This is a genomic window from Jiangella rhizosphaerae, assembly GCF_003579925.1.
GTDB lineage: Bacteria > Actinomycetota > Actinomycetes > Jiangellales > Jiangellaceae > Jiangella > Jiangella rhizosphaerae.
In genome coordinates this window covers 1-13,160 of the sequence record NZ_QUAL01000406.1, presented here as the reverse complement: position 1 = coordinate 13,160, position 13,160 = coordinate 1, and the positions used below count along the sequence as shown (strand labels likewise).

Sequence of the window (13,160 nt, the reverse complement as noted above, 5' to 3'; positions counted from 1 at the left end):
CCGGGTCCGGCCCCGGCCCGCTCGCGCCAGTCCGGCCCGTGCAGGCGGCGCATCAGCACGTCGTCGGCGTTGCCGGCCTGGGCGCGGACGCTGGCCCAGAAGCCGGCCGGCCGGACCGGGTGGACGATGCCGCGCCGGCCCCGGACCAGCCGGCCGCCGGCGTCCTGCACCCGCAGCGCGAGGTCGGAGTCCTCCCGGTAGGCGCGGGGGAAGCGCTCGTCGAAGCCGCCGGCCTCGGCCAGTGCCGAGCGCCGGTAGGTCATGTCCGCGGTGATCCACCGCGCGGTCCGCAGCCCCGCGGTGCCGCGCTCCCAGTCCGTCGGGCGGCGCCCGGCCGGCAGCGGCACCGTCACCCGGCCCTGGCTGCCGGCGACGTCGTCGCCCGCGGCGGCGAGATCCTCGGCCAGCCGGGCCAGCCAGTCGCGCTCGACGATGACGTCGTCGTCGAGGAAGCTCACCCACGGAGTGCGGGCCCGCCGCCAGCCCCGGTTGCGGGCGGCCGCCGGCCCGGCCCGCGTCCCGGAGTCGTCGACGACGATCACCTCGGCCGGCCGCGGCCCGTCGGAGTCGCGCAGCGAGCGCAGCAGCGCGTCGAGACTGGGCCGGCCGATGGTCGGCACCACGACGGTCGTGGGCAGCCCGGGCATCAGCGGACCTCCGGGCGGCGGACGACGAACGGGCCGAGCGCCAGCAGGTCGACCGGCGCGGAGCCGAAGCACTCCAGCGCGTCCCGCGGGCTGTCGACCATGGGCCGGCCTGCGGTGTTGAGGCTGGTGTTGATGACGACGGGCAGCCCGGTGCGCCGCTCGAACGCGTCGAGCAGGCGGGCGACCAGCGGTTCGGTCGCGCGCTCGACCGTCTGGATGCGGGCGGTGCCGTCGACGTGGACGGCCGCCGGGACGCGGTCGCGCCAGGCGGGGGCGACGTCATGGGTGAACAGCATGTACGGCGACGGGACCGGGCCGCGGGAGAAGACCTCGGCGGCCCGCTCGGCCAGCACCATCGGGGCGACCGGCCGGAACCGCTCGCGGCCCTTGACGGCGTTGAGCCGGTCCAGGTTCGCCGCGCGCCCGGGATGGGCCAGCAGCGACCGGTGACCGAGCGCCCGCGGCCCGTACTCGGAGCGGCCCTGGAACCAGGCGACGATGCCGTCGGCGGCCAGCGCCTCGGCAACTGTCTCGGCGACGTCGGCCGGCCGCTCGTAGGGCAGCCGGGCGGAGCGCAGCACCGCCTCGAGCTCGTCGTCGCTCCAGGCACGGCCGAGGTCGGCCCCGGGCATCGGCCGGACGGAGTCGCCCAGGGCGCGGGCCAGGTGCAGGGCCGCGCCGAGCGCCGTCCCGGCGTCACCGGCGGCGGGCTGCACCCAGAGCTCGTCGTACCCGGCCTCGCGGGCGACGACGGTGTTGGCAACGCAATTCAGCGCCACCCCGCCGGCCATGGCGAGCCGGGTGCCGCCGGTCTGCGCCCGCAGCCAGGAGGCCAGCTCCACCAGCACCTCCTCCAGCCGGCGTTGCACGCTGGCGGCGAGGTCGGCGTGCTCCTCGGTCCAGTCCTGGCCGGCGCGGCGGGCGGGTGCGTAGACGGCCCAGTCCACCGGCTCGGTCCGGAAGCCGCCGTCGGGGACGGCGTAGACGGCCTCGCGGACGGCGTCGAGGTAGCGGGGCCGCCCGTACGCCGCCAGCGCCATCACCTTGTACTCGTCGCTGCTGCGCAGGAACCCGAGGTACTCGGTGACGTCCTCGTAGAGCAGACCGATCGAGTGCGGCAGCTCCTGCGTGACCAGCGTCTTGAGCACGCCGGACTCGTCGTAGCGGCCGGCCAGGTGGCTGGCGGACTCGCCGCGGCCGTCCAGCACCAGCACGTCGCAGCCGGCGAACGGCGCGGCCAGCCCGGCCGAGGCGCCGTGCGCCACGTGGTGCGCGACGTAGTCGACGCGGTCGCGATGCAGCCCGGGCAGCGCCGTCGCGATGAAGCGGGGGGCAGCCTCGGCGTAGGTCAGCCGCAGGTGGTCCCAGGGGTCGTGCAGGCCCTGCTCCGCCGCCGGCCGCGCCAGTGCCGGGTCGAAGGAGTACCCGACGGCGTCGAGGTCGGCCGGCTCGAGGCCGGCGTGCTCCAGGCACCAGCGCGCGGACTGCTCGGGCAGCTCCCACGCCGAGAACGGGACCGGCCGCTTGCCGTGTTTGCGCCGGCTGAACCGCTCCTCCTCGGCGGCCGCGACGATCTCACCGTCGATCACGAGGGCGGCGGCGGGATCGTGGAATATCGCGTTGATGCCGAGCACCTTCATCGGACATGGCCCTTCCGCGGCGATTGCGGTACTCGCCTCCAGTGCCCCGTTGTGCCGCCGGGAAACGCTTCACTTCGGAGCGTTTCTTCGGCGCATGGATCGAGTAACGCTGGGCACTGCGGTGCCATGCGGGTTCTGCTCTGGCACGTGCACGGCGCCTATACGACATCGCTGGTCCAAGGCGGCCACGACTATCTCGTCCCGGTGCTTCCGGACCGCGGTCCCGACGGGCGCGGCCGGGCCGGCACCTACCTGTGGCCGCCCAACGCCGTGGAGGTCGCGCCCGAGGCCCTGCGCGACCACGACGTCGACGTCGTGATCCTGCAGCGGCCGCACGAGCTGACGCTGGCGGAGCAGTGGCTCGGCCGCCGCCCCGGCGCCGACGTGCCCGCCGTCTACCTGGAGCACAACACGCCCGGCGGCGGCGCGGTGACGACGCGGCACCCGCTGGCCGAGCAGAGCGCCGTCCCGATCGTGCACGTGACGCACTTCAACGCGCTCGTCTGGGACTCCGGCGCCGCGCCGGCGACGGTGATCGAGCATGGCATCGTCGACCCCGGCCGGCAGTACACCGGCGACCTCGAGGCGGCCGGCGTGGTCGTCAACGAGCCGGTCCGCCGTGGCCGCGCGGTCGGCACCGACCTGCTGCCGGGACTGCTGGACGTCGCGCCGGTGGACGTGTTCGGGATGGCGGTCGACCGGCTGCACGACGCACTGCCGGCACCGGCCGGCCGGCTGCGCACCCACCCCGACCTGACGCAGGACCGCATGCACGCCGAGCTGGCCCGGCGTCGCGTCTACGTCCACCTGCACCGCTGGACGTCGCTCGGGCTGTCGCTGCTGGAGGCGATGCACCTGGGCATGCCCGTGGTGGTGCTCGGCTGCACCGAGGCCCCGTTCGCCGTGCCGCCGGCCGCGGGCCTGGTCTCCGTCCGGCCGTCCGACCTGGCCGGCGCGGTCGCACTGTACCTGCGCGATGCCGAGGCGGCGCGGGCGGCCGGCGCGGCCGCGCGGGACGCCGCGCTGTGGCGCTACGGGCTCAAGCGCTTTCTCGACGACTGGGACGCCGTCCTGGCCGGCGCCGTCAGCTGAGGAACGACAGCCGCAGCTTCCGGTCGCGGTTGTCGACGTTGGAGTCGACGACGACCACGCTCTGCCAGGTCCCCAGCGCCGGCTCGCCGCCCAGCACCGGCAGTGTCAGCGACGGCGCGATGAAGGCTGGTAACACGTGGTCGCGGCCGTGGCCGAGGCTGCCGTGGCGGTGGCGGTAGACGTCCTCGCGCGGCAGCAGGCGGTCGACGGCGTCGGCGAGATCGGGCTCCGTGCCGGAGCCGGTCTCGATCAGCGCCAGCCCGGCCGTGGCGTGCGGCACGAAGAGCTGGCAAAGGCCGTCGCCCCGGCCGCGGCAGAAGTCGAGGACGTCGCGGGTCACGTCGGTCACCAGGTCGGTGCCGGTCCGCAGGTCGATGAGACGGCTGTCCATCGCTCCATTCTGGCCGGTGCCCGTACGTTCGCGTTCCGGAAGGCCGACGTCTGCCCGTACCCTTCTGGCCAGCGAGGTGATCAGACGGTGCGGTGGGCGCCGACAGGAGGCGGACGATCATCGGCGAAGACTTCGAGGTCGTGCTCGACGCGGCGCGCGCGGGCGCGCCATGGGCGTTCGAGCGCCTGTACGCCGACCTCGCGCCGGTGGTCACCGGCTATCTCCGTCTGCAGGGCGCCGCCGAGCCCGACGACCTGACCAGCGAGGTGTTCCTCGGCGTGTTCGCCGGGCTGTCCTCGTTCGAGGGGACGGAGCCGCAGTTCCGCTCGTGGGTCTTCACCATCGCGCACCGCCGGCTCATCGACGAGCGGCGCCGCGCCGCGCGCCGTCCCGCCGAGCCCACCGACGACCCCTCCATGCTCGACGGGCTGGGCGGCGACGCCGAGACGGAGGCGCTGGACGCGCTGGGGCTGCGCCGCGTGTACGAGCTGTGCGCGACGCTCTCGGCGGAGCAGCGCGAGGTGCTGCTGCTGCGCATCGTCGGCGACCTCACCGTCGAGCAGGTCGCCCGCGCCGTCGGCCGCTCGGTGGGTGCGGTGAAGGCGCTGCAACGGCGCGGCTTGGCCGCGCTGCGGAAAAAAATCGAGTGACCCCGTACCCCTGGGTACAAGCCGCGACGATCACAGGAACGAGATGCTTCCGCTGCACCTACTCGACGAGGACGCCGTCGAGGCTCTGCTGGCCGGCCGTCCGGTCACGCCCGGACTCGCACCGCTGGCCGGTGCCATCGGGCAGATCCGCGCGGCCGCGCGGCAGCCCGTGCGGCCGTCGGACGAGCTGGCGCGGCGGATGGCCAGCGGCGACTTCAGCGGCATCGAGCCCGCTCCGCTCACCCCGGTGCCGTCCGGCCATCGGCTGCGGTCCTGGCTGGCCGGCGTCAGCCCGCGGGCGCGCGTCGTCACCGGCGCGGTGGTGGTGTTCACGGGCCTCACCGCCGCCACCGCCGCGGGGGCGCTGCCCGGTGGGGCGCAGGCGCGCATGGAATCGTTCATCGAGTCCGTGACGCCGATCAGCTTCCAGCGCGACGAGCCCGACGTCGACCGCGACGACGTCCGCGACGCCCCCTCGCACGTCGACGGTGCGACCGCCGAGCCCGACGACTCGGGCCGGCCCGATGACCCCGGCTCGCCGGTGACGCCGCCCGGTAAGCCGGAGACTCCTCCCGGAAAGCCCGAGACGCCGGGCAACCCGGACAAGCCGGAGACGCCGCCGGGCAAGCCGGAGACCCCTCCCGGGAAGCCCGAGACGCCGGGCGTCCCGGAGACGCCGCCGATCCGGCCGGAGACCCCTCCCGGCCAGCCCGAGGAGCCCGGCAACTCCGAGGACGCTCCGGGCCAGGCCGAGACCCCTCCCGGCCAGCGCGAGACCCCTCCCGGCCGGCCGGAGGCGCCGGGTCAGGAGTCCGGCAACGGAGCCGGCAATGCCGGAAACGGCAACTCCGGAGATCGCCCGCACGGTCCAGACCGTTAGGGCCCCAGAACGCCCGACGTACCACCGCGACGTCGGGTGCAGGTTGCGGCCCCGGTTCGCTGCGGAGGCCGGGGTCGCAACCTTCTACTTCCGTCCGCCTCGCTTTGTGGCGTTGCTGCTGTGGACAGCGATGATCATCAAGGATCGCCTACATCACCAGGCGTTCTCGTGCTGTACCAGGCCTGCATGCCTAGTGATGCGGGAGAACCCCTGGTGATGGCCCCGGAATCCCGGTGAAATCTCACCAGGTGGACGCTGAACGACACCAACGCCACACCGTAAAGGGGCCAACGCCGCAAACACGCGGCGAACCACCGGTGACCGACCCGCGGATCGGGTCGCAGCGCCTCGTGTCGCGGACGAGGGTCGGCGGACCGCGGCCGAATGGCGCCCGCCGGACCGGGTAACGGACGCACGTCGCCGATTCCGGAGGAGGCGCGGTGTCCGAGTCCGCAGCCGAGCAGACCATCCGTCCCGAACCGCAACTGCTCGCGATCTACCTCAACGACCATCTGGCCGGCGCCACCGCCGGCGTCCAGCTGGTGCGCCGGCTCGCGCGGAGCATGCGGGGAACGCCGCTGGGCGGGCCGTTGGGCGGCCTGGCCGAGGAGATCGCCGCGGACCGCGAGGAGCTGGTCGCGATCATGGACGAGCTGGACGTGCCGATCCGCCGCTACAAGCTGTACACCGCCGCGGCCGCGGAGTTGGCCGGCCGGCTGAAGTTCAACGGCCACCTGCTCACCCGCTCGCCGCTGAGCGCCGTCGTCGAGCTGGAGATGCTGCGGCTCGGGATCGAGGGCAAGGCCAGCGGCTGGCGGACGCTGCGCGCGGTCGGCGCGGCGCGCGGGCGGCCCGATGTCGGGCGGATGGACCGCCTCATCGAGCGGGCGACCGGGCAGGCGGCGCTGGTCGAGACGCTCCGGGTCCGGGCGGCGGCCCGGGTGTTCGGCGCGGCGACCTGAGGAGCATCCCATGCGAGTGGCGGTGACCGGCGCGACCGGCAATCTCGGGACCGGCATCGTTCCCGCACTCGTGGCCGAGCCCGAGGTCACCGGCATCGTGGCCATCGCGCGGCGGCGGCCGCCCGGGCTGCCCGCGCGCACGACGTTCGCGACGGCCGACATCGCCTACTCCGACCTGGCTCCGACGCTCGCCGGGTGCGACGTGCTCGTGCACCTGGCCTGGGCGTTCCAACCCACCCATGATCCGCTGCGGACGTGGGAGGTCAACGTCCGCGGGGGCATCGCGACGTTCGAGGCGGCGGTCCGGGCCGGGGTGCGGACGCTCGTCCACGTGTCATCGGTGGGTGCGTACTCCGCCGGTCCGGGACGGCACGTCGACGAGGACTGGCCGACGCACGCGCGGCCGACCGCGGCGTACGGCCGCGAGAAGTCCTACCTCGAGCGGTACCTCGACGCGTTCGAGCTGCGGCATCCGGACCTGCGGGTCGTCCGGCTGCGGCCGTGCTTCGTCTTCCAGCGGCCCGCCGCCGGCGAGCAGGCCCGCATCTTCGCCGGCCCGCTGCTGCCGCGCACGCTGGTGCGGCCGGGCCGGCTCCCGGTGATCACCGTGCCGCGGAGCCTGCGGTTCCAGGCGGTGCACGCCGACGACCTGGCCGACGTGGTGCGGCGGGTCGTGACGGGGGACGCCCGGGGCGCCTTCAACGTCGCCACCGACGACGTCATCGACGCCGGCGGGCTGGGCGAGGTGCTGCGGACCCGGGTCGTGACCGTCCCGGACACCGCGGCCGTGCTGGCGACGGCCGGCGCCTGGCGGCTGCGGCTCATCCCGTCCGACGACCAGCTGCTGCGGCTGCTGCTCGGCCTGCCGACGCTGGACAGCGGCCGGGCCCGGCGCGAGCTGGGCTGGCGGCCCGTCCGCACCGGCCATCAGGCGCTGCGGGAGGCGCTGACGGGCATGGCCGACACGGCGGGCGCGCCGACAGCGCCACTGCACCCCGGCCGCTGACGAGCGACGATGCGGGGTGCGAGCGGCGCGGACGGGGTCAGACCGAGCGCTGGTAGGCGCGGAACGCCCGGGTCGCCAGCCAGGCCATGACGAGCGTGAGCGCGGCCAGCAGGCCCGCACGCCCGAGGACCGCGGACCAGTCCGGGTTGCCGAGCAGCGCCTCGCGGCTGGCCCGGGCCGCCCAGTCGACCGGGTTGACGCGCGCGACGGTGCCGACCCAGCCGGGCAGCAGCGCCGGCGCCATCATCACCGTCGACAGGAACGCCAGCGGCAGCGTCAGGAACTGCGACACCCCGATGAGCGACTCCTGCGACCGCAGCGTCAGCGCCACCGCGCAGGACAGCGCCGCGAAGATCACCGCCAGGAGCACGGCGCAGAGCAGCACCACCAGCACGCCGGCCAGGCCGCCGTCGTACCGGGCGCCCGCCAGCAGGCCGACCCCGAACACGATCAGCGACTGCACCACCGTGACGACCGCCTGATAGGCGAGTGCGCCGGTGATCAGCGCGCCGCGGCTCACGGGCGAGGTGAGGTTGCGGTCCATGACGCCGCGCTGCATGTCGTCGATGAACTGGCTGCCCGCCCACCCGGCCGACATCATCGCCGTCATGACGACGACTCCGGGGGTGAGGTACTCGAGGTAGGACGTGTCGCCGAAGCCGGGCAGGTCGGCGACCCGCTCGAACAGCGCGCCGAACAGCAGCAGCCACACCATCGGCTGGATCAGCGTGAACGCCAGGTACACCGGCTCGCGGCGGAGGATCCGCAACGAACGCCCGGTCAGGTACACCGCGTGGCGCAGCGCCGGGCCGCGCTGCCCGCCGGCGGTGCCGGCCGGGGCGGCAGAGGTCATGGTCGCGCTCATGCCGCGACCTCCGTCCCGGCGCGGTCGGCGCTGTGGAAGGACCGGCCCGCGTGGCGCAGGTACACGTCGTCGAGCGACGGCCGGGCGACGGTCACCGAGGCGAGCGGGACGCCGGCGCCGTCCAACGCCGCGAGCAGGCCGGGCAGCGTCGCCGCGCCGTTGCCGACGCGGGCATGCAGCCGGGCGCCGTCGGCGGTGATCTCGCCGACCCCGCGGACGGCGGCGACGGCGCGGCGGGCCGCCTCCTGCTGGCCCGGGTCGGCCAGCTCGACCTGGACGGCGTCGCCGTCGAGGCCCCCCTTCAGCTCCTCCGGCGTGCCCTCGGCCACGACCTGGCCGCGGTCGATGATGACCAGCCGGTCGGCCAGCTGGTCGGCCTCCTCCAGGTAGTGGGTGGTGAGCAGGACCGTGACGCCGTCGGCCTGCGTGACCCCGGAGATCTCCGCCCACATGTCCGCGCGCGCCTCCGGGTCCAGGCCGGTGGTGGGCTCGTCGAGGAACAGCACCCGCGGCCGGTGCATGAGCGCCAGCGCGACGTCGAGCTTGCGCTGCATGCCGCCGGACCACGTCTTGGTGATCCGGTCCGCGGCGTCGGCCAGCCCGAACCGCTCCAGCAAGTGGGTGCCACGGCTGCGGATGTCCGAACCCGGCATCCCGTAGACGTGGCCCTGCAGGGTGAGGTTCTCGCGCCCGGTGGCGGTCGGGTCGAAGCACGGCTTCTGCGGCACGTAGCCGATCGCGTGCCGGACGGCGCCGGGCTGCTTCGCGACGTCCAGCCCGGCGACGACGGCCGTGCCGCTGTCCGGCGTGGACAGCGTGGTGAGGATCTTGGTGGTGGTGGACTTGCCGGCCCCGTTCGGCCCGAGCATGCCGAACACCGTGCCGCTGGGAACCGCGAAGCCGACGCCGGACAGCGCCCGGACGGCCTTCGGTCCCTTGCCGTAGGTCTTGACCAGACCCTCGGCCTCGATGGCGTGCTGCATGGTGCGGTTCTCCTTCCGGTGGGAAGGAACCGGTGCCGTGCGCGTCGCCCGTATCCTTGGTGGTGCAGGACCGTGGGGTCGGGGCGAGCCGCGTGCTGGTTCCGGCTCCTGGTTTCCGATCGGCTCCCGGCCGCGGTGTTGCAGCACCGTGGCCGGGAGCCGTGGTCGTCACGTGCTCTCGTCGCGGGCGAAGGCGAGCTCGTCGGCGAACTCGGCGTCGAGCTTCGCGTCGATCTCCTCCGGCGGCACGCCGGCCCGGCGCAGTTCGTGCATGCGCTGCCACAGGGCGAACCCGCCGAGGCTCCCGGCGCGCAGCTCGCCTAGTAGCTGCTCGACGAACGCGATCTCGGCCGTGAGCAGGGCGGCGGAGAACTCCGCCTCGATCATGAACAGCCGCGGCAGCTTGACCGTCCTCGCCTCCTCGAACACCGCCTCGACGGCCTTCTGGTGGAAGCGCAGGTTGCGCAGCCGCTGGCCCAGCAGCTCGGTGACCTGCTCCGGCGGCAGCGCCCCCGCCAGCGAGAGCGCCGCCTCGAACTGGGTGAACTCCTTCTTCGGAGTGCTCAGCAGCTCGACCAGCCAGTCGACCATGACCTGCGCGCCGATGTCGGTGATGGCGTAGACGGTCCGCTCCGGCCGCCGGCCCTCGCGCACCGTCTCGGCCGCCTCGATCAGCCCGCGCTTCCGCAGCGACTCGACGACGGAGTACAGCGAGCCGTAGTTGAGCTTGATGCTGTCCTCCTTGCGCCGCTCGCGCAGGGTGCTCGACATCTCGTACGGGTGCATGGGTCGCTCCCACAGCAGGACGAGCACGGCCAGCGCGAGCGGATTGGACGGGCGGGTGGCGGCCACGACGCCTCCTCTGTCTCGAATACTCGACTTCGAGTATTCGCCTTCGAGGTAGGGCTGTCAACTAGGCTGCGTGGGTATGGCGAGCGACCACGTGATCGTCACGACGACGGTGGACGGCGAGGCGGCGGCGCGCGAGCTCGCGGCCGGCGTCGTGGCGGCCCGGCTCGGTGCGTGCGCGCAGATCGTCCCGATCACCAGCGTCTACCGCTGGGAAGGGGCGGTCCGGACGGAGCCCGAGTGGCGCGTGGAGATCAAGACGACGGCGGCCCGGGCCGAGGCGGTGGTGGCGCACCTGAGCCAGGTGCATCCGTACGACGTGCCGGAGGTCGTGGTGACGCCGATCGCCGGCGGCAGCGACGCCTATCTCGCCTGGGTGAGCGCCGAGACCGGCTGACCGCCCGGGGTCCGGGCCCGCGTTCGGAACGCGGGCCCGGCCACCCCACTGCGCCGCGACGGCGCGGGCACCCCCGTGACGAGCTCCGTGGCCCGCCGTACGTGATGACGCCCGGCCGCGGCGCTCGGTTGCATCGGGCGGCGGCACGATCGGTTGACGACGCAAAGGATCTTGATTCCGGGCGCCCGGCGTGTCAGAGTGACCTCCGCGCGATGATCGAGAGAGACCTTGACAGTGCATACGACGCTCAGTAAAGGTAGGCGTCGGATGATATCGGTACCTGGTGGGGCGAACGCTCCCCTCACCGGGTGCCGACCACTGGAGGCCTGGCAGGACTCGGGGTGGAGCCCAGGCCTCCCGAACCGATGGTGGTGAAGCGTCCGTGAGCAACGACGTCGCCGTGCAGACCCGCGACTTCGGTGGCTGCACGATCCTGACCGTCCCCGGCGATCTCGACGCCGACCTGGCCGACGAGATCCGGTGGGCCGCCAACGCCGCCGACAGCCGTCACGTCGTGGTCGACCTGGGCCGAGCCGGCTCCGTCGACCCGTCCGCGGCGACGGCGCTGGTCGGCCTGCACCAGCGCATCCGGGCCCGCGGCGGCGGCGTCTGCGTCGTCACCCGCGACCACGACGTGCGGGCCCAGCTGGAGCGGGCGGCCGCCGGACCGGCCCCGCGCTGCTACAGCGAGATCGGCGACGCTCTCGAGGCGTCCATGTCCGAGCGGCAGGCGGGGCTCGCGCAGCTGGCCTGAGCCGCTCAGTCGAGCGCGGCCAGCTCCTCCGGCGTGAGCACCAGGTCGACGGCGGCGGCGGAGTCGCGGATCGTCTCGGGCCGGCTCGACCCCGGGATCGGGATCACGTGCTCGCTCTTGGCCAGCATCCACGCGAGGCACACCTGCTGCGGGCTGACGCCGTGAGCGGCGGCCACGCGGGCGAACGGTTCGTGGACGTCGCCCAGCTCGCCGGCGCGGGAGATGCCGCCGAGCGGGCTCCACGGCAGGAACGCGATGCCGAGGCGGTCACACAGCTCCAGCTCGGGCTCGCTGCTGCGGAACCGTGGCGAGAACTGGTTCTGCACCGACACCAGGCGGCCGCCCAGAACCTCGTTGGCCAGCTCGATCTGCTCCGGGTTCGCGTTGGAGACGCCGGCCATCCGGATCTTGCCCTCGTCGAGCATGTCGCGCAGGGCGCCGACGGACTCCTCGTACGGGACGCTCGGGTCGGGCCGATGGAACTGGTAGAGGCCGATCGCGTCGACCCCGAGGCGCTTCAGCGACGCCTCGCAGGCGCGCTTGAGGTAGTCGGGCGAGCCGTTCCTGGTCCACGACCCGTCGCCAGGGCGCAGGTGACCGCCCTTCGTGGCGACGAGCACGCCGGACGTGTCGCCGCCGTACGCGGCCAGCGCCTTGGCGATGAGCGTCTCGTTGTGGCCCACCTCGTCGGCGTAGAGGTGGTAGGCGTCGGCGGTGTCGATGAACGTGACACCCGCGTCGAGCGCCGCGTGGATCGTGGCGATCGAACGCGCCTCGTCAGGCCGGCCCTCGATGGACATGGGCATGCCGCCCAGCCCGATGGCGCTGACCTGGACGTCGCCGATGCGGCGGAACTGCATGGGAAGTGACCTCCGAGTTCGGGTGGTGAGTGGTTCCAGTCTTGGCGAGGCGTCCATGGCGTGTCCAACAGGAGAACCGGAACGAATTCAGAAGCTACGATTCTCAATCGTGGAACTGCGGCACTTGGAGCATTTCGTCGCCGTCGCCGAGGAGGGGCACTTCACCCGGGCGGCGCAGCGGCTGATCATCAGCCAGTCCGGGCTGTCGGCATCGATCCGGACGCTGGAGCGCGAGCTCGGCGCGGCGCTGTTCCACCGGAACACCCGGCAGGTCAGCCTCACCGAGGCCGGCCGGGCGCTGCTGGCCGAGTCGCGGCGGGCACTGGCGTCGGTCGAGGCGGCCCGTGAGGCGGTGGCCGCGGTCAACGGGCTGCTGCGCGGGACGGTGCGCATCGGCGCCGAGCAGTGCCTGGGTGCGGTCGACGTGCCCGGCCTGCTGGCCCGGTTCCGGGCGGCGCACGCCGGCGTCGAGGTGCGGCTCGACCAGGCGGGGTCGGCCCGGCTGCTCGACGACGTCCGGGCCGGCGTCCTGGACGTCGCCTTCGTCCCGGTGGTCGCGCCGCCGCCCGATGGCGTCGACCTCATTCCGCTGAACACCGAGGGCATGGTCGTCCTGTGCCCGCCCGATCACCCGCTGGCCGGCAGCGGCCGCATCGAGCTCAGCCGGCTGCACGGCACGGCGTTCGTCGACTTCCAGGAGGAGTGGGGCGCCCGGCAGCTCGCCGACGCCGCGTTCGCCGCGGCCGGGCTGGAGCGCCGGGTGACGATGGAGGTCAACGACGTCCACACCCTGCTCGACCTCGTCGGGCACGGGCTCGGTGTCGCGCTGGTGCCGGAACACGTCAGCCGCAAGCGGGCCGCCGAGGTGCTGGACGTCCTGACGATCGAGGACGCGCTGCCGTGCTGGGCGGTCTCCGTCGCGCTGCCTGCGGCCCAGCGCCGTGGGGTGGCCGTCGACCGGCTGCTGGACTTGCTGGGCGTGCCGTAGGAGCGCGCCAGATCCCGTTGATCACGGAGAAATCGGGGTTCCGTAGCGGTGGGAACCCCGATTTCTCCATGATCGACGTGGACGGTGGGTGAACGGTCGACTCGACGCGTTCGCGTCCTAGGTGTACCCGGCCATCACGTTGGTGGCAGGCGGCTGATCGGTGGGAGGCCGCCGAGTGCGCTGTGGCGTCGTCGAG

Annotated in this window: 15 protein-coding genes; 8 read left to right on the top strand and 7 right to left on the bottom strand. The window is 73.8% G+C overall.

What is annotated here, in order from left to right; all coding sequences use genetic code 11:
- The coding region (locus DY240_RS27365) for a glycosyltransferase family 2 protein (protein WP_119662829.1) at positions 1–647 on the bottom strand (647 nt) is incomplete at its 3' end.
- Positions 647–2,287, bottom strand: a complete 1,641-nt coding sequence (locus DY240_RS27360) for a carbamoyltransferase family protein (RefSeq protein ID WP_119662828.1) — start codon at positions 2,285–2,287, stop codon at positions 647–649. The genes DY240_RS27360 and DY240_RS27365, both read right to left, overlap by 1 nt.
- A 126-nt stretch (positions 2,288–2,413) precedes the next feature.
- Here DY240_RS27360 and DY240_RS27355 point away from each other — a divergent pair, with 126 nt between their 5' ends.
- A complete protein-coding gene (locus DY240_RS27355; protein ID WP_119662827.1) occupies positions 2,414–3,379 on the top strand; it encodes a glycosyltransferase in 966 nt (321 codons plus the stop codon).
- Here the strand turns inward: DY240_RS27355 and DY240_RS27350 are convergent.
- Positions 3,372–3,770 (bottom strand): YjbQ family protein, encoded by a 399-nt coding sequence (locus tag DY240_RS27350; protein WP_119662826.1) that lies wholly within the window; start codon positions 3,768–3,770, stop codon positions 3,372–3,374. The two genes, DY240_RS27355 and DY240_RS27350, sit on opposite strands and share 8 nt — an antisense overlap.
- A gap of 92 nt (positions 3,771–3,862) precedes the next feature.
- Between DY240_RS27350 and DY240_RS27345 the strand changes: the two genes are divergently transcribed.
- From DY240_RS27345 to DY240_RS27330, 4 genes are all read left to right on the top strand, one after another.
- A complete protein-coding gene (locus DY240_RS27345; protein ID WP_119662825.1) occupies positions 3,863–4,420 on the top strand; it encodes an RNA polymerase sigma factor in 558 nt (185 codons plus the stop codon).
- A gap of 43 nt (positions 4,421–4,463) precedes the next feature.
- Positions 4,464–5,300, top strand: a complete 837-nt coding sequence (locus tag DY240_RS33805; protein ID WP_158603022.1) for a hypothetical protein — start codon at positions 4,464–4,466, stop codon at positions 5,298–5,300.
- A 440-nt stretch (positions 5,301–5,740) separates the two neighbouring features.
- Positions 5,741–6,262: a hypothetical protein gene (locus DY240_RS27335; protein WP_119662824.1), complete on the top strand. Its 522-nt coding sequence runs from the start codon at positions 5,741–5,743 to the stop codon at positions 6,260–6,262.
- Positions 6,263–6,272: 10 nt separating this feature from the next.
- Positions 6,273–7,268, top strand: coding sequence for an NAD-dependent epimerase/dehydratase family protein (locus DY240_RS27330; protein ID WP_119662823.1), 996 nt, complete (start codon positions 6,273–6,275; stop codon positions 7,266–7,268).
- 37 nt (positions 7,269–7,305) lie between these two features.
- Here the strand turns inward: DY240_RS27330 and DY240_RS27325 are convergent, their stop codons facing one another.
- The 3 genes from DY240_RS27325 to DY240_RS27315 all read right to left on the bottom strand — a co-directional run bounded on the left by DY240_RS27325 (position 7,306) and on the right by DY240_RS27315 (position 9,968).
- Positions 7,306–8,133 carry an ABC transporter permease gene (locus tag DY240_RS27325; protein ID WP_199702597.1) on the bottom strand — a complete coding sequence of 276 codons (828 nt, stop codon included), beginning with the start codon at positions 8,131–8,133 and terminating at the stop codon, positions 7,306–7,308.
- On the bottom strand, positions 8,130–9,116 hold the full coding sequence (locus DY240_RS27320; RefSeq protein WP_119662822.1) for an ATP-binding cassette domain-containing protein: 987 nt from the start codon (positions 9,114–9,116) through the stop codon (positions 8,130–8,132). Before DY240_RS27320 ends, DY240_RS27325 begins: the two co-directional genes overlap by 4 nt.
- A 168-nt stretch (positions 9,117–9,284) precedes the next feature.
- Positions 9,285–9,968: a PadR family transcriptional regulator gene (locus tag DY240_RS27315; RefSeq protein ID WP_199702595.1), complete on the bottom strand. Its 684-nt coding sequence runs from the start codon at positions 9,966–9,968 to the stop codon at positions 9,285–9,287.
- Between the two features lie 76 nt (positions 9,969–10,044).
- Between DY240_RS27315 and cutA the strand changes: the two genes are divergently transcribed.
- Positions 10,045–10,362, top strand: coding sequence for a divalent-cation tolerance protein CutA (gene cutA / locus DY240_RS27310; protein ID WP_119662821.1), 318 nt, complete (start codon positions 10,045–10,047; stop codon positions 10,360–10,362).
- A gap of 382 nt (positions 10,363–10,744) precedes the next feature.
- On the top strand, positions 10,745–11,116 hold the full coding sequence (locus DY240_RS27305) for an STAS domain-containing protein (RefSeq protein WP_158603021.1): 372 nt from the start codon (positions 10,745–10,747) through the stop codon (positions 11,114–11,116).
- A gap of 5 nt (positions 11,117–11,121) precedes the next feature.
- Here DY240_RS27305 and DY240_RS27300 read toward each other — a convergent pair whose 3' ends face one another.
- Positions 11,122–11,976: an aldo/keto reductase gene (locus DY240_RS27300; RefSeq protein ID WP_119662819.1), complete on the bottom strand. Its 855-nt coding sequence runs from the start codon at positions 11,974–11,976 to the stop codon at positions 11,122–11,124.
- Between the two features lie 109 nt (positions 11,977–12,085).
- Here DY240_RS27300 and DY240_RS27295 point away from each other — a divergent pair, with 109 nt between their 5' ends.
- Positions 12,086–12,964, top strand: coding sequence for a LysR family transcriptional regulator (locus DY240_RS27295; RefSeq protein WP_119662818.1), 879 nt, complete (start codon positions 12,086–12,088; stop codon positions 12,962–12,964).
- Positions 12,965–13,160: the final 196 nt, after the last annotated feature.

What these genes read in the sequence shown, in the direction of transcription:
- DY240_RS27360 (WP_119662828.1), bottom strand. Translation starts at nt 2,287, where the DNA reads ATGAAGGTGCTCGGCATCAACGCGATATTCCACGATCCCGCCGCCGCC.
- DY240_RS27355 (WP_119662827.1), top strand. Translation starts at nt 2,414, where the DNA reads ATGCGGGTTCTGCTCTGGCACGTGCACGGCGCCTATACGACATCGCTG.
- DY240_RS27350 (WP_119662826.1), bottom strand. Translation starts at nt 3,770, where the DNA reads ATGGACAGCCGTCTCATCGACCTGCGGACCGGCACCGACCTGGTGACC.
- DY240_RS33805 (WP_158603022.1), top strand. Translation starts at nt 4,464, where the DNA reads ATGCTTCCGCTGCACCTACTCGACGAGGACGCCGTCGAGGCTCTGCTG.
- DY240_RS27330 (WP_119662823.1), top strand. Translation starts at nt 6,273, where the DNA reads ATGCGAGTGGCGGTGACCGGCGCGACCGGCAATCTCGGGACCGGCATC.
- DY240_RS27325 (WP_199702597.1), bottom strand. Translation starts at nt 8,133, where the DNA reads ATGAGCGCGACCATGACCTCTGCCGCCCCGGCCGGCACCGCCGGCGGG.
- DY240_RS27320 (WP_119662822.1), bottom strand. Translation starts at nt 9,116, where the DNA reads ATGCAGCACGCCATCGAGGCCGAGGGTCTGGTCAAGACCTACGGCAAG.
- cutA (WP_119662821.1), top strand. Translation starts at nt 10,045, where the DNA reads ATGGCGAGCGACCACGTGATCGTCACGACGACGGTGGACGGCGAGGCG.
- DY240_RS27300 (WP_119662819.1), bottom strand. Translation starts at nt 11,976, where the DNA reads ATGCAGTTCCGCCGCATCGGCGACGTCCAGGTCAGCGCCATCGGGCTG.